This is a genomic window from Synechococcus sp. MU1642 (assembly GCF_020514115.1).
Taxonomy (GTDB): domain Bacteria; phylum Cyanobacteriota; class Cyanobacteriia; order PCC-6307; family Cyanobiaceae; genus Parasynechococcus.
Map to the genome: position 1 here is coordinate 101,440 of NZ_VTKZ01000003.1, position 16,378 is coordinate 117,817.

The 16,378-nt window shown below is 56.2% G+C and carries 14 protein-coding genes, 1 tRNA gene and 1 other RNA gene; 10 read left to right on the top strand and 6 right to left on the bottom strand.

Going from position 1 to position 16,378, the window contains the following annotated elements; all coding sequences use genetic code 11:
• Window positions 1-546 precede the first annotated feature (546 nt).
• Genes FZZ85_RS04535 through FZZ85_RS04545 form a run of 3 tightly spaced genes read left to right on the top strand, consistent with a single transcriptional unit; the run spans window position 547 to window position 3,988 of the window.
• Entirely contained in the window at window positions 547-1,965 is a 1,419-nt protein-coding gene (locus tag FZZ85_RS04535; RefSeq protein WP_226412658.1) for an NDP-hexose 2,3-dehydratase family protein, read from the top strand.
• Window positions 1,966-2,006: 41 nt separating this feature from the next.
• Entirely contained in the window at window positions 2,007-2,918 is a 912-nt protein-coding gene (locus FZZ85_RS04540) for a Gfo/Idh/MocA family protein (protein ID WP_255615991.1), read from the top strand.
• Window positions 2,918-3,988, top strand: a complete 1,071-nt coding sequence (locus FZZ85_RS04545) for a DegT/DnrJ/EryC1/StrS aminotransferase family protein (protein WP_226412662.1) — start codon at window positions 2,918-2,920, stop codon at window positions 3,986-3,988. Before FZZ85_RS04540 ends, FZZ85_RS04545 begins: the two co-directional genes overlap by 1 nt.
• A 137-nt stretch (window positions 3,989-4,125) precedes the next feature.
• Here FZZ85_RS04545 and rnc read toward each other — a convergent pair whose 3' ends face one another.
• A complete protein-coding gene (gene rnc, locus FZZ85_RS04550; RefSeq protein ID WP_226412664.1) occupies window positions 4,126-4,839 on the bottom strand; it encodes a ribonuclease III in 714 nt (237 codons plus the stop codon).
• A gap of 25 nt (window positions 4,840-4,864) precedes the next feature.
• Window positions 4,865-5,242, bottom strand: an RNA gene (rnpB, locus tag FZZ85_RS04555) — RNase P RNA component class A.
• A gap of 38 nt (window positions 5,243-5,280) precedes the next feature.
• Between rnpB and FZZ85_RS04560 the strand changes: the two genes are divergently transcribed.
• The 3 genes from FZZ85_RS04560 (at window position 5,281) to FZZ85_RS04570 (ending at window position 6,279) form a co-directional block, all read left to right on the top strand.
• A tRNA-Arg gene (locus FZZ85_RS04560) sits at window positions 5,281-5,354 on the top strand.
• Between the two features lie 93 nt (window positions 5,355-5,447).
• Window positions 5,448-5,774, top strand: a complete 327-nt coding sequence (locus FZZ85_RS04565; protein WP_226412666.1) for a hypothetical protein — start codon at window positions 5,448-5,450, stop codon at window positions 5,772-5,774.
• A gap of 37 nt (window positions 5,775-5,811) precedes the next feature.
• Window positions 5,812-6,279, top strand: coding sequence for a hypothetical protein (locus FZZ85_RS04570; RefSeq protein ID WP_226412668.1), 468 nt, complete (start codon window positions 5,812-5,814; stop codon window positions 6,277-6,279).
• A gap of 59 nt (window positions 6,280-6,338) precedes the next feature.
• On the opposite strand, the gene FZZ85_RS04575 is transcribed toward FZZ85_RS04570, so the two are convergent.
• Window positions 6,339-8,861 carry a glycogen/starch/alpha-glucan phosphorylase gene (locus tag FZZ85_RS04575; RefSeq protein ID WP_226412670.1) on the bottom strand — a complete coding sequence of 841 codons (2,523 nt, stop codon included), beginning with the start codon at window positions 8,859-8,861 and terminating at the stop codon, window positions 6,339-6,341.
• 212 nt (window positions 8,862-9,073) lie between these two features.
• Here FZZ85_RS04575 and FZZ85_RS04580 point away from each other — a divergent pair, with 212 nt between their 5' ends.
• Window positions 9,074-10,450, top strand: a complete 1,377-nt coding sequence (locus tag FZZ85_RS04580; protein ID WP_226412672.1) for a cation:proton antiporter — start codon at window positions 9,074-9,076, stop codon at window positions 10,448-10,450.
• A gap of 1 nt (window position 10,451) precedes the next feature.
• Here FZZ85_RS04580 and FZZ85_RS04585 read toward each other — a convergent pair whose 3' ends face one another.
• Window positions 10,452-10,802 (bottom strand): hypothetical protein, encoded by a 351-nt coding sequence (locus FZZ85_RS04585; protein ID WP_226412674.1) that lies wholly within the window; start codon window positions 10,800-10,802, stop codon window positions 10,452-10,454.
• A 20-nt stretch (window positions 10,803-10,822) separates the two neighbouring features.
• Here FZZ85_RS04585 and FZZ85_RS04590 point away from each other — a divergent pair, with 20 nt between their 5' ends.
• Window positions 10,823-11,743 (top strand): alpha/beta fold hydrolase, encoded by a 921-nt coding sequence (locus tag FZZ85_RS04590; RefSeq protein ID WP_226412676.1) that lies wholly within the window; start codon window positions 10,823-10,825, stop codon window positions 11,741-11,743.
• A 17-nt stretch (window positions 11,744-11,760) separates the two neighbouring features.
• Complete coding sequence (locus FZZ85_RS04595) at window positions 11,761-12,615, top strand: galactose mutarotase (protein ID WP_226412678.1); 855 nt, start codon at window positions 11,761-11,763, stop codon at window positions 12,613-12,615.
• On the opposite strand, the gene FZZ85_RS04600 is transcribed toward FZZ85_RS04595, so the two are convergent.
• Window positions 12,600-13,751 carry an FAD-binding oxidoreductase gene (locus FZZ85_RS04600; RefSeq protein WP_226412680.1) on the bottom strand — a complete coding sequence of 384 codons (1,152 nt, stop codon included), beginning with the start codon at window positions 13,749-13,751 and terminating at the stop codon, window positions 12,600-12,602. The genes FZZ85_RS04595 and FZZ85_RS04600 overlap by 16 nt on opposite strands.
• Before the next feature lie 14 nt (window positions 13,752-13,765).
• On the opposite strand from FZZ85_RS04600, the gene FZZ85_RS04605 reads away from it, so the two are divergent.
• Window positions 13,766-15,112: a four-carbon acid sugar kinase family protein gene (locus tag FZZ85_RS04605; protein WP_226412682.1), complete on the top strand. Its 1,347-nt coding sequence runs from the start codon at window positions 13,766-13,768 to the stop codon at window positions 15,110-15,112.
• Here the strand turns inward: FZZ85_RS04605 and FZZ85_RS04610 are convergent.
• The gene (locus tag FZZ85_RS04610) at window positions 15,011-16,369 is read right to left on the bottom strand and encodes a (Fe-S)-binding protein (RefSeq protein WP_226412684.1); all 1,359 of its coding nucleotides are present in this window, start codon (window positions 16,367-16,369) and stop codon (window positions 15,011-15,013) included. The two genes, FZZ85_RS04605 and FZZ85_RS04610, sit on opposite strands and share 102 nt — an antisense overlap.
• Between the last annotated feature and the right edge of the window lie 9 nt (window positions 16,370-16,378).

Consider the following 16,378-nt stretch of genomic DNA (forward strand, 5'->3'; position numbering starts at 1 on the left):
AATTCGCCTCTGCTCCAGATGAATGTTTTTTTGAATCGATCAGGCGCAAAACCTCCGCTTGGGGTTTTTGCTGCGGACTTCGTTCTCAATCTGGTCTTGGCGAAGAAGACGCGCCACTACCTCTTTGGCTTTACTGGATTGCTCGATATCTCGGCCGTGCTGTGCTTTTTTGCTTCGTAGCTGTGTAGCGATAGTCTGCTTTAAGTGTTCAATTCTGGCCAAATTCGACGGTTACTCAAGCTGCTCAAGTTCATTGGCTAAGCCCGCTTATTGTAACAGAGGCTGAGGAGCATTGACCGCACCATTGGTGTTATCCTCTTCTTTTTTCTTCGCCTCTAATTGTTCTCGGATACAGCAGTATTCTCGTGAAATAGCTCTTAGACTGAGATCTACCAATTTTGCTCTTGTGCCGGGGAAAGACTTATTTGGATCTTGTGATCAATCGGGTTTTGGTATTGGAATATGCGTCAGAGGCTAGACTGATAATTATGTCCCTGCTATGATAAATAAGAAGTAGGTGTGAAAATGATTACCCATTTTGCTGATTTGACTGAAATCGGAACTTGCTTGGCAAATTCTCTCGTTTGCAATGATCCACTGAATTCAGCTAAAAAAGTTAGTTATTTGATTGATAGAGCTGCATCCTCCTCGAAGGTTTCTATAAAATTCAAAGATATACAGGATTTGAATCGCTGGGAAGTAAGCCGCCAAGATATAAGCCATGAAACTGGTAAGTTTTTTCAGATTGTTGGAATTGATGTTGCATGTCCTGAGCTAAATCTTTCATGGCAGCAGCCAATTATTTATCAGCCTGAAATAGGGATTCTAGGCCTTTTGTGCACTAAGATAAGAAATACTCTTTACTTCCTTGTTCAATTAAAAGTAGAGCCTGGCAATATAAATTATATTCAATTGTCTCCCACAATTCAAGCTACACGTAGTAATTTTCTTGCAGCACATGGTGGAAAATCGGTACCATTTCTGAATTATTTTCGCTTCCCTGGTCAACAAGAATCATGTAAAATACTAGTAGATCAATTACAGTCAGAGCAAGGCAGTAGATTTCTGGCGAAGCGTAATCGCAATATAATTACTTACGTAGAAAATTTTGATAGCGATAAAATTCCGGAGAATTTTGTATGGCTTACATTGAGTCAAATTAAAGGCTTCTGCCTTCAGGACAACTGCGTAAATATGGATTTGCGAACAATTGTCTCGTGTATCAACTATTGCGACTTCATGGAAGGATGTGAATCTTTGAGTGAAATAATGCCTAACTCTAGAAATGCCGATGCTCTCAGATTTTATTTTAGTTGTTATAAACCAAATGATTCTGAGCGCAAAATTTTGCTATCACATTTAAGTACTTTAAAAAGCGAGCACAGTCTCTTTGTTTCAAAAATACCAATCAGTGAAACAGATAAGTGGGAATTAGTCAATGGAAAGCTAAGTCATCGCGACTCTCTTTATTTTGATGTTCTTGGAGTGAATATTAGTCTGATGGGCAGGGAGGTGAAAGATTGGGATCAACCTCTTGTTGCTCCATGCTCAGTAGGTGAAAACGTCTTATTTATTAAAAAAACTGCTGATAGCCTTCTTTGCCTTGTCCAATTTAAATTAGAATGCGGCACTAAAGACATTATAGAAATTGCGCCAACAATTCAAACAAGTTCACAAAACAAGAAAAGTCCTGTAGAGCAATATCTGTATGATATGTATCATGCAACAATGCTTGAAAAAACTTCCATTATATGCTCAACATTACAGTCAGAAGAAGGCGGTCGATTTTACAGAGAGGAGAATAAAAATATAGTTTTAGATGTTGCTGGAAAAGATATTGCGCTATCCAGTTCATATTATATGTGGATTTCAATAGGCACGCTTTCAGACTTGTTGAGATACAATAACTTTGTTAATATACAGCTCAGAAGCCTTTTGAGTTTATTGCAGCCTTCAATGTTATGAATATAGGTCTTATTGGGGCATCTAAAATAGCCAATAAAATAATGGCAAAGTCGCTTATTGATGCAGGCTTTAATATCGTCGCAGTAGCATCATCGAATCAATTGCGAGGAATAGAGCTTGCCGAAAAATATAACGCTAGATATTATCAAAATTATGCGGATTTAATATCTAGCGACGAAGTTAATTCATTGTACATATCGCTGCCAAATTCATTGCATTACTCTCTCGCGCGTTCGGCGTTGTCTGAGGGAAAAAATGTATTGATAGAAAAACCTATCACACTTACTTTATCGGAATCACAAGAGCTTGTCAAAACTGCTCGAAGTAATAATCTCTCAATCATGGAAAATTTTCAGTTTCAATATCATGATCAGTTCGAATTTATTGCAAAAGAGATTGAAGTCGGATCCCTTTCTAATATAAGGTCCATCTTCGTGAAGTTTGGATTTCCGCTATTTTCTGACAAAGGTAATATTCGCTATCAAAAAAGTCTTGGAGGCGGTGCGCTTTTAGACGCAGGTGCTTATATCTCGAAAGTCTCTTCGTTATTGATGAATGGTGATGACTATAAAGTCTTATCGAGCTTGTCTAGTCGGAAGAATTACGATGTTGATATGTTTGGCTCCTGTATCATAACCGAGAAAAATACAGACTTTTCTGTATTGGGTAGTTGGGGATTTTGCAATGAATATCAGTGCTCCTTAGAAGTTTGGTCAGAAGATTCCATTATGACATTTAATAGATTTTTCACTGCGCCCCCTGGCTTCCATGCACCAGTAAAAATTAAGTCGCTTGGACAAGAAAAAGATATTTTTTTTAGTGACGATTGCTACATTAAGTCAGCAAATCAATTTCGGCTTTCAATTACAGATTCCACAATACGTGAGCGAAGTTATTCAGCTAACATTAAACAGTCTCTCCTGTTAGAATTAATAAAATCGACGGCGATCTAATGCTCCAAGTAACATCTCCATCGCTCGCCCCGATCGAAGATTTTGCAAACATTCTATCTACCGCTTGGGAGAGTGGGGTGCTGACCCATAACGGTCCTCTCTTAAGGGATCTTGAGCATCAAATTAAAAACCGTCTGTCATTAGATAGATATATAGCCGTTGTCAATGGTACTTTGGCTCTTCAAATGGCTATTCGTGCTTTACATCTTAAGGGTACTATCATTGTTCCGGCATTTACATGGATAGCATCAGTATCATCAATACAATGGGAGGGCTGTAAAGTTAAATTCTGCGATATTGATGAAGAAACTCTAAATATTAGCCTTTCGTCACTCGAAAAAGAGATTAATGAAGATGTAGTTGCGGTAATGCCTGTTCATGCTTTTGGTAATCCTTGTCCCGTCAAAGAAATTGCTGCTTTTGCAAAGAGATATTCAATTAAAGTAATCTATGATGCTGCCCATGCCTTTGGAAGTACTTACAATGGTAAATCAGTTCTTTCTTATGGTGATATCAGTTGTACTAGTACTCACGCGACTAAAATATTTAATACAGGCGAGGGAGGGGGTTTGATCCCCAGCACAGATGCTTTAAGCAAAAGATTAGAGCGCCTTAGATTCTTTGGTTATAATTCAGATAAACAAATTGAGGATATTGGGACAAATGGCAAAATGACTGAAATACATGCTGCTTTGGGCTTGGCTAATTTGAAGTTCCTAGAAAAAACATTTCAACATCGCAGAATATTGAACGAACTTTATAGAGACGAGCTGCAGTCTTTTGGGAGAGTTAAATTCCAGCAAATTTCAGAAGGAAGTAACTATTCCTACTTTCCATTGATTTTTAATTCGGCCGATGACATGCTTGCTGCGCAGTCAGCATTGATTGGAGACCACTTTATACCAAGAAGGTATTTTTATCCTTCGCTAAATACAGTTCCGCAGTGCGCTGATGATTCAACAATGCCTGCTTCAGAGTCAATAGCTTCGAGAATATTATGCATCCCTTGCTCGAACAGTGTTAGTGTCGATGACGCTTGGAGAATTGCAAAATTAATTCGATCTAATTAATTTTTAAGGTATCTATATCTTGTCTTATTCGATAAAGCTCCTGCGATTATTTTGCATGAGGGTTTTTTGGAAGAGCAATACTCAATGTCGTGCATTGCATAATTTATGTGAATTAAATGACGGCGTTTATAGTATTTTTACGTCTCGTAGCCTTTGTCAAGAGCTTTAAGAGCAGCTGTAGCGGCATTTTGTTCGGCCTCCTTGCGTGAGCGGCCTTTTCCCTCCCCAAGTACCTGGTCTTGGATGCTCACCTGGCAGAGGAAGCGGTCTGGGTCACCGTGCTTGTGGCTGCATTCTTCTGTGAAGTAGTGAGGCAGTCCCAGCGCCTGACCTTGGCTCCACTCCTGCAGTGCTGTTTTGCCGTTGAACTGGTGGGGAGTGGCCAGCACCGCTCGGGCTGTGGAGTGCCAGTGGGGGGTTAGCCAGCGGTGAATGGCCTCAAGGTTCCCAAAGCTGGCGTAAATGGCACCTATGAGTGCTTCGGTGGCATCGGCCCGCAGCCTGGATTGGGCAGAACGATCCCCTTGGGCGTGCCGACCCAGCAACAGGTGTTTTTCGATGGCAAGCGTTGCGCCAACGTCCGCCAGCCAGCGGTCGCTGACCAATTGTGCCCGCAGGTTGGAGCAGGCACCCACCGCGAGATCGGAGTAGTAGCGGTCTATAAATTCGGTGGCGGCTAGCCGCAGCACTGCATCCCCCAGAAACTCAAGCCGTTCCAGGTTGCGGGTCCGGCCGGTCGATATGTGGGTGAGAGCCTGGTCCACTAGGACCAGCAGTTCCGTTTCGATCGGGATCTGACTGCCGAGGCGCTGGATCAGGTCGGTGATCTCTGTGGCGCGGGATGTATCCACATGAACTCCTTAGCAGCACTCATAGGGGTGAAAGCAGGACATAAGCCGGGTTCTGTTCACGCCTCCGCAGAGGGTGGGTGGCTATCTATCTGGGACCGCCGTTGCCGACGGCCTCAAGCGGCGCGTTTAAGCGGAACGGGGCCAATGGCCAGCCGTCGTTCCTTGGCCTTGCTCCCAGCCGGGGTTTACCGAGCCAGCACCTCTCGATGCTGCTGGTGCGCTCTTACCGCACCTTTGCACCCTTGCCTGTGCCAGCGAACCGGCCATCGGCGGTGTGTTTCTGTGGCACTCTCCTCACGGTCACCCGCACTGGGCGTTACCCAGCAAGCCTGGCCATCAGGGAGCCCGGACTTTCCTCAGCCGACACTCAAAGAGATCGGCCGCAACCACCTCGCCTGCTTTCAGATCTCATCATGCCTCGCGGGCATAATTCAGAGGTCTGGGGCTGTAGCTCAGCTGGATAGAGCGACGGTTTCCTAAACCGTAGGTCGTGGGTTCGAGTCCCGCCAGCCCCGTAGGAATTGCTCAAGAGGTAGTGAACGCTACATCTGGTGGGGTGTGCAGATCGTTCACCACCGCTAGGGTTGTTGTAATCGGCTTGGGGTGCAATGACCCTGCTTCACGATCTCCGTCTGAGGCTGTTGGTGCAGCAGGAAAGTGAGCGGATAGCGGAGTCCCAGCCCACTGACCCTGATCTGTCGGTGGTTCAGGCCCGTTGTCTCTGCTGGCTGGCTCTCTTGGCGGAAGCCCATGAAGATCAAGCCAGTGATGCCGAACGTCGCGGCGACACCGAACAGGCTATGGGTTGGTTCGCTGATTCGATGCGGCTGCGGGATGTGATCGGCGTGGTGTCCTCCATTGAGATCCCTTTGCCCGATACCGCTGGTGAGGATGGCCCCCAGGCTGAAGAGGATTTGGGCCCTCAGGCGGCTTAATGGATGGCATAGTGGGGAATGACCGCGAGGGACTGCATTGCCGGAAGAGCCCTGCCAGTGCCCGGATTGCCAACGGTTTTACCGGGAGCATGATCGGCTGATACGCGAATCGCCCACGCTTCGTCAGCAACAGGAGCTGAACTGGGCGGCACTCCAGTCTTTCCGCACATTGTCCGGTCGCGTGCTCGAGGATCTGCAAAAGCACAATGGGTCCCGTCAGACCGCCGATGCAGCTGCTTCGAAACCTGGAGCAGCCAGCGCGCTTGTGCCAGAGGAATCAGGTGATGCCATCCAGCAGGCGATTGCTGACCTGGAGAACATCAATGCTCATCTGTTCTCGATTGAGGCCTTGATGGAGCGGGTTTTTGATGTGCGTGTCCCCGAGGAAATCGAGAAGAAGTTCCGCGAACTGGCAGGTGAGTTGGCTCCTGACCCTCTAAATGTGGACCGTCTTCGACTCAACCGTTTGTTGCACCAGACTCCGGACCTACCCGACCGGAACTGAATAACTACGTATCTATTCTGAGCCCTGGAGAGGAATCCAAGGCTTTTTTGAGGCTGTTTTCAGCGCACGTCGCAGGTGATCTCTACGTTCAGTGGATCCACGGCCCAGATGTTCTTGCAGTACTCGCCGATGGAACGATCGGAGGAGAAGAACCCCGTGCGGGCTGTGTTAAGCAGCGACATTCGATTCCAGTGCATTGGGTCCCTCCAGGCACGGCTCACCGCCTCCTGTGCCTGCAGGTAGTCGGCGTAGTCGGCCATCACGTAAAAGGGGTCGTTCCCGGTGAGGTTGTCGAGTAGGGGTCGGAACAGTTCGCCGTCGCCGTTACTGAAGTGCCCCATCTCGATCAGCTTTAGGGCTTCCTGCAGTTCTGGCAGTGCAGCGATCACATCGCCGGGGCGGTAGCCGTTCTGCTGTAAGCCCGTTATCTCTTCTACGGTCTTGCCGAACAGAAAGAAGTTCTCGCTTCCCACCAGCTCGCGGATCTCCACATTGGCCCCATCAAGGGTGCCGATGGTGAGGGCACCATTCATAGCGAACTTCATGTTTCCGGTGCCGGAGGCTTCTTTGCCGGCGGTGGAGATCTGTTCGGAGAGGTCGGAGGCGGGATATACCTGTTCCCCAAGCTTCACGTTGTAATCCGGCAGGAACACCACTCGCAGTAGGCCATCCATGTCAGGATCAGCATTGATGGTGTCGGCGATGCCGTTGAGGAAGCGGATGATCAGCTTCGCCATGTAGTAGCCGGGAGCGGCCTTGCCGCCGAAGATCACGGTGCGGGGTGCCATGCCGTCGGTCTGGCCGTTCTTGATCCGCAGGTACTGGGTGATCACCTGCAGGGCGTTGAGGTGCTGGCGCTTGTACTCGTGAATGCGCTTCACCTGCACGTCGAAAAGGCTGGCGGGATCCACCAACACACCTGTGTTGCGATGGATGTAGGTGGCCAGCTTGCGCTTCACCGACAGCTTGGTGTTGCCCCAGAGCTCCAGGAAACCCTGGTCGTTCTGTCGTTCTTCCAGCTTGCGCAGGCTCTCCATGTTGGAGATCCAATCGAGCCCCACGTGCTCATCCAGTAAGGCGGACATCTCGGGGTTGGCCAGGGCGACCCAGCGGCGAGGGGTGACGCCATTGGTGACGTTGGTGAACTTCTCCGGCCAGAGCGCCGCGAATTCCGGCAGCAGGTCGGTTTTCACCAGATCGGAGTGCAGCGCTGCTACACCGTTGACGTGGTGGGCGCCGATGGTGGCCAAGTGGGCCATGCGCACGGCTTTGCTGCCCTCTTCATCAATGATTGAGAGCTTGCGCTGGATGGCATCGTTGCCGGGGTAGCGCAGTCGAACCTGCTGCAGGAATCGACGGTTGATCTCGTAGATCAGCTCAAGATGGCGAGGCAGCAGGCTGCTGAATAGGTTGAGGTCCCACTTCTCAAGGGCTTCCGGCAGCAGGGTGTGATTGGTGTAGGCCACGGAGCGGGACGTTATGTCCCAGGCCCGGTCCCACTCGAGATGCCGATCGTCTATCAGCAGGCGCATCAGCTCCGCCACGGCGATGGCGGGATGGGTGTCGTTGAGCTGAACCGTCCAGTAGTTGGGAAAGTCCTCGACGGCAAGCCCACGGTTGTCGAGGCTGCGCAGCATGTCCTGCAGCGAGCAGCTGACGAAGAAATGTTGCTGCTTTAGGCGCAGACGTCGGCCTTCGTCGGTTCCGTCATTCGGATACAGCACCTTGGAAAGGGTTTCGCTGCCCACCTTTTCCTCAACGGCGCCGTAGTAGTCGCCGATGTTGAACGCATAGAAGTCGAAGCTTTCGGTGGCATCGGCACGCCACAGCCGGAGCCGATCGCAGATGTTGACCCGGTAGCCCAGCACTGGCACGTCGTGGGGGATGCCGATGGCGTGTTCCGCTGGAATCCAGCGGGAGCGGTAATTGCCTTTGTCGTCGATGTAGCTCTCGGTGCGGCCACCGAAGCCCACAAAACAGGCCTCATCGGGTTGGGGCAGTTCCCAGGGCCAGCCTCCCTTGAGCCATTTGTCGGTGATCTCCACCTGCCAGCCATCGCGGATCAGCTGGTCGAAGATGCCGAATTCGTAGCGGATGCCGTAACCGGTGGCCGGGATTTTCAGGCTCGCTAGCGATTCCATGTAGCAAGCCGCCAGGCGACCGAGCCCGCCGTTGCCCAGACCCGGTTCTTCCTCCACGTCCAGGATCTGCTGCAACGACTCGATGCCGAAATTCTTCAGTGCCTCTTCGGCCTCCTTCTGGATCCCCAAGTTCAGCAGGTTGCTGTGGAGCTGCGGGCCGATCAGGAATTCCGCCGACAGGTAGGCCACCGATTTCTGCGGGCGGGCCCTCATCGCTTCGGTGGTAGCCAGATAGCGCATCATCAGCCGGTCACGCACTGCGTAACTCAGGGCCATGTAAAGGTCATGGCGACTGGCAGTGGGGGCGAGTTTGCCGAGCGTGAAGAACAGGTGCTCCGTCATGCCGTCGAACACGCTCTTGGCATCGAGGCCGGCGCGTTCGGGGTCGTTGTGACAGCCGGGGGTCGGCAGACGCAGATCGAACGGTTGGGACGTGGTCATGGGGGGTCAGCGAGCCAAGGAGCGTGTAATCACCGTCAGGCCAGGGGTGCTCGGAGCCCAACTCAATGAATTACTCGGACCGTAGCGATCACAACTGGGGCTGCCTGCAAAAAAGGCCGCTTCTACAGCATCTCCAGTTAATTGGGATCGTCCAGCGAACAGTTCAGCGGTGGAATCACCATTAAGGTTCGGCGTGAGACATGCCCGGCTTGATGCTGCTGCCCACCCTGCTGAGCGAAATCAGCAGCCATGACCTCGAATTGGCGGAAACGCTGATCGGCGTCCTTCGCTTCATGCTCATCTTCGTGGCGGCCCGCACCCTCGCCGAGGTGCTGGTGCGTTTCGAGCTGCCCACCATTCTTGGGGAGCTTCTGGCTGGCGTGCTGATCGGTGCCTCGGGTTTGCATCTCCTGGTGCCGCCGGAGACTCAGGTGCAGCTCTCTGGCGCTTTTTCCGAGGTTGTCTCCGGCTTGTCCCATGTGCCGGTGGACGAGATTCCGATTCTGTATGACGAGAGCTTCGGAGCTTTGCAGGCAGTGGCCACGTTGGGGCTCTACTCCCTGCTCTTTCTTACAGGTCTCGAGAGCGAGCTGGAGGAATTGATGGCGGTGGGGGCCCAGGCCTTCAGCGTCGCCGTCGTGGGTGTTGTGCTGCCCTTTGCCCTCGGCACCCTTGGCCTCATGGCCATCTTTCACGTTGATGCCATCCCAGCGATCTTTGCGGGTGCCTCGATGACGGCCACCAGCATCGGCATCACCGCCAGTGTTTTCGGTGAACTCGGTTATCTGCGCACCCGCGAGGGGCAGATCGTGATCGGTGCTGCCGTTCTCGACGACATTCTCGGGATCGTCATCTTGGCCATTGTGGTGTCTTTGGGAGCTGGCGGAAGTCTGGAGATTGGCCCCATCGTCCAGTTGGTGGTGGCGGCGGTGCTGTTCGTGGTAGTGGCCCTTTTGTTGAGCCAGAAGGCCGCACCAGCTTTTGATTGGATGATCGACCAACTCAAGGCCCCGGGCGCCAAGTTGATTGGTTCCTACCTGCTTCTGGCCCTCAGTTGTTTTGTTGCCTCAGCGATTGGTCTTGAGGCTGCTCTCGGGGCCTTTGCTGCTGGTTTGATCGCAAGCACTTCGAAGCACCGCCACGAGATTCAGGCGGCGGTCACCCCCATCGTTGGCCTGTTCGCCACCGTTTTCTTTGTTCTTGTGGGTGCCGGCATGGATCTGTCGGTGATCAATCCCTCCGACCCCAGTGCCCGTTCTGCTCTAGTGGTTGCGGCCTTCCTGTTCGTCGTGGCGATCATTGGCAAGGTTGCTGCAGGCTGGGCCATTTTCAGCAAGGAAAAGACCAATAAATTGGTGGTGGGTCTTGGCATGATGCCCCGAGGCGAAGTCGGCCTGATTTTCCTGGGCCTAGGAACCGCTTCAGGCTTGCTCAGCCCTGGCCTTGAAGCAGCGATTCTGCTGATGGTGATCGGCACCACCTTCCTCGCACCGGTGCTGCTGCGCATCGTTCTGAAAGACAAGCCGCCCGAGGACGGCAACCAGGTGCCCGACGAATTTGCAGCGGATCCCCTGGCGGGTGCCTCCTGAATCAGTCGTCTTTTCTGGTATCGGCGAAGATGAGCAAAACACTCCAGCCCACGGCCACAACGCCAAGGCTTGAGGCCCAGCCGGGACCCAAGGCCCAGCTGAATGCGAGTTGGGTGACGACGCCGGTAGCCAGGGCCAGCAGAAGGCTGCTGATCACCAAGGTCGGTTGCCGCACCGATTCCGGGAGGTCACTGTCCTCCAGGCTTGATTCCAGCTTGCTGAGGGGGGCGCTCAGCGGCCCGTAAAAGGCGATGGCCCAGACCAAAGCTCCGCGCCAGACGGATGCGTCCGCCAGCGGTCCGCCCATGACCTCGTAGCTCACCATCCAGGCTGCCTCAGTGATGCTTAGCATCGCGTCCCTCGCAGCAGGCTGTGGATCGCGTCACCTGGAGCCACCTAGGCCACGCCGTGCACACGGTGCAGCAGCATCCCGAGCAAGACACTGCCGATCGTCCAGCCCTTCTGTTGGTGCATGGGTTCGGGGCATCTACCGATCACTGGCGCCACAACATTCCCGTGTTGGCCCAGACCTATTCAGTGCATGCGATTGACCTGCTGGGCTTCGGCAGAAGTGCCAAGCCAGCAGGGCTGAACTATGGCGGTGCCCTGTGGCGCGATCAATTGGTGGGTTATGTGCGCGAGCGGATCGGCCGTCCGACGGTGATCGCCGGCAATTCCCTCGGTGGATTCGCGGCCCTTGCTGCCGGGGCCGCATTGGGATCGGACTGTGCGGGGGTTGTGTTGCTCAATGCCGCCGGTCCCTTCAGTGATGAGCAGAAACCGCCGCAAGGCTGGGGCGCCATCGCCCGCCAGAGCATCGGCACGGCCCTGCTGAAGAGCCCAGTACTGCAGCGCTTGCTGTTCGAGAACCTGCGACGGCCCGCCACGATCCGCCGCACCCTCAATCAGGTCTATGTCGACAAAACCAACGTCGATGACTGGTTGGTGGAGTCGATCCGGCGCCCCTCCCTCGATCCCGGCGCTTTCGGGGTGTTCCGCACCGTCTTTGACATCCCTCGCGGTCAGCCCCTTGACGAGCTCTTCGCGGAACTGACCGCGCCGCTGTTGCTGCTCTGGGGCATCCGTGATCCCTGGATCAATGCCCCCGGTCGTCGTTCCACCTTCCAGCGCCATGCCCCGAAGGCCACCACCGAGGTGGTTCTTGAGGCCGGGCACTGCCCCCACGATGAGGTTCCGCATCAGGTAAACATGGCTTTGCTGCAATGGCTGGAGGGTCTCAAGTCGGCTGTGGGACCGACAAATGCGGATCTGCTGGCTAAGGGAGTGAAGTAGCCACCCCGCATCGGCGGATGCCCATGACCCTCGCCCAGCTTTCGGCCCCCTATGCCCACTGGGATTTCGTGCATCCCAGCAGCGGTGATCGGTTGCGGATCATCCCCGAGCGGGGCGGTTTGGTCAGTGGTTGGTGTTGCGGAGGGCGGGAGATCCTGTATTTCGATCAGGAGCGCTACGCCGATCCCACCAAAAGCATTCGCGGCGGTATTCCGGTGCTGTTCCCGATCTGCGGCAACCTGCCCGGCGATGTGCTCCCGGTGGATGGTGTCGACTACCCCCTCAAGCAACACGGCTTCGCGCGGGATCTCCCCTGGCAGCTTCAGTTGCTGGAGGATCAGAGCGGCGTGCGCCTCAGCCTGTCCAGCACCGAGTCCACCCTGGCGGCCTATCCATTCTCCTTCCTGCTGGAGATGGAGCTGCGCCCAGTTGCATCTGCGTTGGAGATTTCCACCATCGTGCATAACTCCGGTGATGCCGCCATGCCCTTCAGCTTTGGCCTGCATCCCTACTTCAACGTCAGCGATCTGGCCCAGACCCGGCTCACCGGCTTGGCGGAGCGCTGCCTCAACCATCTGGAGATGGCGGATGCGTCCACGCTGGATCAGCTCAATCGGCTGCCGGAGGGGGTGGATTTCCTCTGCCGCCCAACGGGCCCAGTCAGCCTGATCGACGATGCCACCGGCCTGACGTTGGAACTGCAGCATCAGGCACCGCTGGATCTCAGCGTGGTTTGGACCGAGCCTCCGCGGCCGATGGTTTGTCTGGAACCCTGGACGGGGCCTAGGCAGGCCCTGGTGAGTGGTGATCGAAAACTGGTGCTGGAGCCAGGTGCCCAGCAGATCCTTCGTTGTTGCTATAGCATCTCCTGATTCACCCCCGGCAGCCGGCCGCGGCTGAGCTGCAGCTTGGGATCGAACTGGCGTTTCACCGCTTCGATCAGCGGCCGGGAGGGACGGTCAAGCCAGGCCGGCACAGTTGAAGTGGCCGTGCGTTTCAACAGCGTCATTTCGCCGCCAAGGCCTATCACGTCGCGGCGCAGCGCCTCGAGTTGGTGATCCGGTGTTGCCGCATCGCACCAGCCATCACCGCAGCCGGCTCCTGCGGCCAGCTCCCAGCACCACAACTTGAGGGCCCTCATCGCCTCATTCCGCAACAACCGCTGCAACTGGGCCGGCGGCAGCACCAGCCGTACCAGCTGCTTTGAGGGGCTGGCATCGAAGGTTGTGGTCAGGGCATTGGCGCAGGCCTGGCGTTCGGTGTTGAGCTGCTGTTCCGCCGCCATCGTCTCGAGCTGCTTCAGCTGGTCCTCCACCGCCTGCTCCGACACGCTGCTCACCACCAGCCGCAGCCGCCAGGCACCATCGCCGGTGTTGATCCAGTCACAGCGTTCCGGCGTCTGGCTGGAGCGCAGCAGTTCGCTGCGGAAGGCCTCCTGGGCTTTCAGGTCGCCGTCCACGAGCAGGCTGCTCCGGGCGGGACGCAGCGGTTGCAGCCGAAGGGTGAGTTCGGTGATCAGCGCCAGGCTCCCCCAGCTGCCGCAGAGCAGCCGCATCAGGTCGTAGCCCGCCACGTTCTTCACCACACGGCCACCGGCGTGGGCTTCGGTGCCATCCGCCCGCAACAGGCCGATGCCGATGATTTGATCGCGCACCCCAAGGTGGCGTTGACGTAGGCCCCCGGCCAGGCCCCGAGCCACCAGGCCACCGATGCTCCCGGGCGCGCCGGCCCGGGGCCAGTCAATCGGCAGCCATTGCCCCTGTTCCGCAAGCAGATCCTGCAGGTTCTGCAATGGCAGGCCGGCTTCCACCGTGATGGTCAGATCGTCCACGGCATGGTCGATCACCCGGTTGAGCTGACGGCAGGAGAGCACTTCATGGCGGGGATCCAGCGGTGGGCCCCAGTCCATGCGTGTGCCCATACCACTGGGGCTCCAGGGTGTGCCGTTCTGATGCCACTGGCGCACCAGGTCGATCAGAGCGCTTTGGTTGGAGGGGGAATGGATCACGGCACGATGGTGCCATGAAGGTTGTGGTCATTGACGACGATCCCACCGGCTCGCAGACGGTGCACAGCTGTCCGCTGCTGCTGCGTTGGGATGTCGACACCCTGCGCCGGGGGCTGCGCCATGCGTCGCCCTTGTTGTTTCTGCTGGCCGACACTCGGGCGCTGCCGCCAACGGATGCAGCGGAACGCAACCGCGATATTGCGGCGGCTTTGGATCAGGCGCTGCATCGGGAGGGGTTGGAGCGTGATCAGGTGTTGCTGGTGAGTCGTGGGGATTCGACCCTGCGCGGTCATGGGGTGCTGGAACCTGAGGTCTTGCAGGCGTCCTTTGGTCCCTTTGATGCCACCTTCCACGTTCCGGCGTTCTTGGAAGGGGGACGCACCACCGTGAACGGGGTGCATCTCCTCCACGGGGAACCGGTGCACACCACGCCGTTTGCCCAGGACCGGCTGTTTGGGTTCAGCAGCAGTGATCTGCCCCGCTGGCTGGAGGAGAAAAGCGATGGCGCCATTGCCGCGGCGTCAGTGCAGCGGATAAGTGGCCGCGACCTGGATGCCGCCTGTGATGCGGGGCTGCCGCTGTTGATCGATCGCCTGCGTGGTCTCCAGGGCAATGCAGCGGTGGTTGTGGATGCCGAGCGGCAGGAGCAACTCACCGCACTGGCCGCAGCGGTGCAGGCCCTGCAGAGGGAGAAACGGTTTCTGTTCCGCTCTGCCGCCAGCATGGTGAAGGCCCTGGCGGATCCGGGACCGCCGCCGCTTGATCCCGAGGGCTTGGCGGGGTTGCGGCGCTCGGCTGGCGATGGAACGCCTCTGCCTGGACTGGTGATGGTGGGCTCCCACGTGCCCTTGGCGGACCAACAGCTGGAGCTGCTGCTGGCGGAACCAGGATGCCAAGGGGTTGAGCTGCCGGTGCCGCGCATCGCCCGGGTGCTGGAGGGGCCGACACCTGATCTGCTGCTGGCCGATCTGGAGCGGGTCTGGCTGCAGCAGTTGCGAGCGCTGCTTGAGGCAGGCCTCACGCCGGTGTTATTCACCAGCCGTGGTGAGCTGCGCTGTGCTTCAGAGCAGGAGGGTCGGCGCTTGTCCTGCGCTCTGGCGGAGCTGATGGGGCGACTCGCGGCATCTCTCGTTCCTGATCTGGGTTATTTGATAAGCAAAGGCGGCATTACCACCCAGACACTGCTGGCCCGGGGCCTGGCCCTCGAGTCGGTGCAGCTGGAAGGCCAGCTGCTGTCAGGACTGTCTCTGGTGCGTCCGTCAGCGGGACCCTGCACTGGATTGTCGATTCTCACCTTCCCCGGCAATCTCGGCGTTGCTGGCACGCTGCGGGAAGCCTGGCAGCGGATGCAGGCCGGCTGAGGCGGCCAACAGTTCCATTGGGTGCTGCACATGGGCCCGATCGCCCAGATGGCGCCGCAGCTGCAGGGTGCAACCAATGTTGGCGCTGGCCACCCATTCAGCGCCGGTGCCGCTGAGATCGTCGGCCTTGATCCGGCCCAGTTCGGCGGCTTCCTCCGGTTGCACCAGGTTGTAAATGCCGGCGCTTCCGCAGCAGACCCCCGCTTCGGTCGCTTCCCGCAGCTGAATGTCGGGGATGGCGCGCAGCAGCTGGCGGGGCTGGGCCTGGATTCCCTGGCCGTGAATCATGTGGCAAGCGTCATGCATGGCCACCACGCCGGGGAGAGGTTGTAGTTGGGCGCGGAACGCATCGACGAGGCCGCGGTCAGCCAGGAATTCCTGCACATCCAGCACCGGGGCCCTGAACGCAGCTTTGCCGTTCAGCAGCTCCCCATAGGCTTTCATCGTGTGGCCACAGCCGGAGGCCGCCACCAGCACGGCATCCAGATGTCCCTGGATCTTGTTCATGCTGCGGACCAAATCCCTCGCCAGTTGGCGGGTGAGCTGCAGCTCACCCTGGTGATGGCTCACCGCCCCGCAGCATCCCTGGTCCTGTGGAATCACCACCTCAAAACCATTGGCCTGCAATACCTTCACCGTTGCGTTGCTCACGCTGGGGTCGAAGCAGCGCTGCACGCATCCCAGCAACAGCGCTACGCGGCCGCGGCGTTCCCCGCTGGCGGGATTGATCTGGGGCAGTTGGTCGCTGAAGCTTTCCGGCACCAGGGGGGGAAGTAGTTGCTCCATCGCTTCGATTTCCGGCCCGAATAGACGGGTGAGACCCGAGCGGCGGGCCAGGATTTGCAGCGGTGTGCCGGCATAAGCCCGTAAGGGTTGCAGCAGGGCCCGCAGGCGATTGGGGTAGGGCAGCACCTGCAGCAGCAGGTTGCGGAAGCTGATCTGCCAACTGCTGCGCTGGTTGGTCTGATTTAGCTTGGGCCGGGTTGCCTCGATCAGCTGGTCGTAGCGGACTCCCGAAGGACAGGCGGAAACACAGGCGTAACAGCCCAGGCAAGTGTCGAAGTGGCTTGCCACCGTGGCATCCAGCTCCAGTTCACCGGCTTCGATCGCCCGCAGTGCATGGATGCGGCCGCGGGGGGAGTCCATCTCACTGGCCAGAACGCGATAGCTGGCACAGGTTGGCAGGCAGAAGCCGCAGTGCACGCAGGGATCTGCAGCGCCAGGCGGTAGACCAGGAAGCTGGGTGGGAGAGGCCATCGCCTTAGT

Bases quoted from the DNA above. Each gene is read 5' to 3' on its own strand.
- FZZ85_RS04580 (WP_226412672.1), top strand. From the start codon at position 9,074: ATGCTGCTGCCCACCCTGCTGAGCGAAATCAGCAGCCATGACCTCGAA.
- FZZ85_RS04605 (WP_226412682.1), top strand. From the start codon at position 13,766: ATGAAGGTTGTGGTCATTGACGACGATCCCACCGGCTCGCAGACGGTG.
- FZZ85_RS04545 (WP_226412662.1), top strand. From the start codon at position 2,918: ATGCTCCAAGTAACATCTCCATCGCTCGCCCCGATCGAAGATTTTGCA.
- FZZ85_RS04575 (WP_226412670.1), bottom strand. From the start codon at position 8,861: ATGACCACGTCCCAACCGTTCGATCTGCGTCTGCCGACCCCCGGCTGT.
- FZZ85_RS04595 (WP_226412678.1), top strand. From the start codon at position 11,761: ATGCCCATGACCCTCGCCCAGCTTTCGGCCCCCTATGCCCACTGGGAT.
- FZZ85_RS04540 (WP_255615991.1), top strand. From the start codon at position 2,007: ATGGCAAAGTCGCTTATTGATGCAGGCTTTAATATCGTCGCAGTAGCA.
- FZZ85_RS04565 (WP_226412666.1), top strand. From the start codon at position 5,448: ATGACCCTGCTTCACGATCTCCGTCTGAGGCTGTTGGTGCAGCAGGAA.
- FZZ85_RS04610 (WP_226412684.1), bottom strand. From the start codon at position 16,369: ATGGCCTCTCCCACCCAGCTTCCTGGTCTACCGCCTGGCGCTGCAGAT.
- FZZ85_RS04585 (WP_226412674.1), bottom strand. From the start codon at position 10,802: ATGCTAAGCATCACTGAGGCAGCCTGGATGGTGAGCTACGAGGTCATG.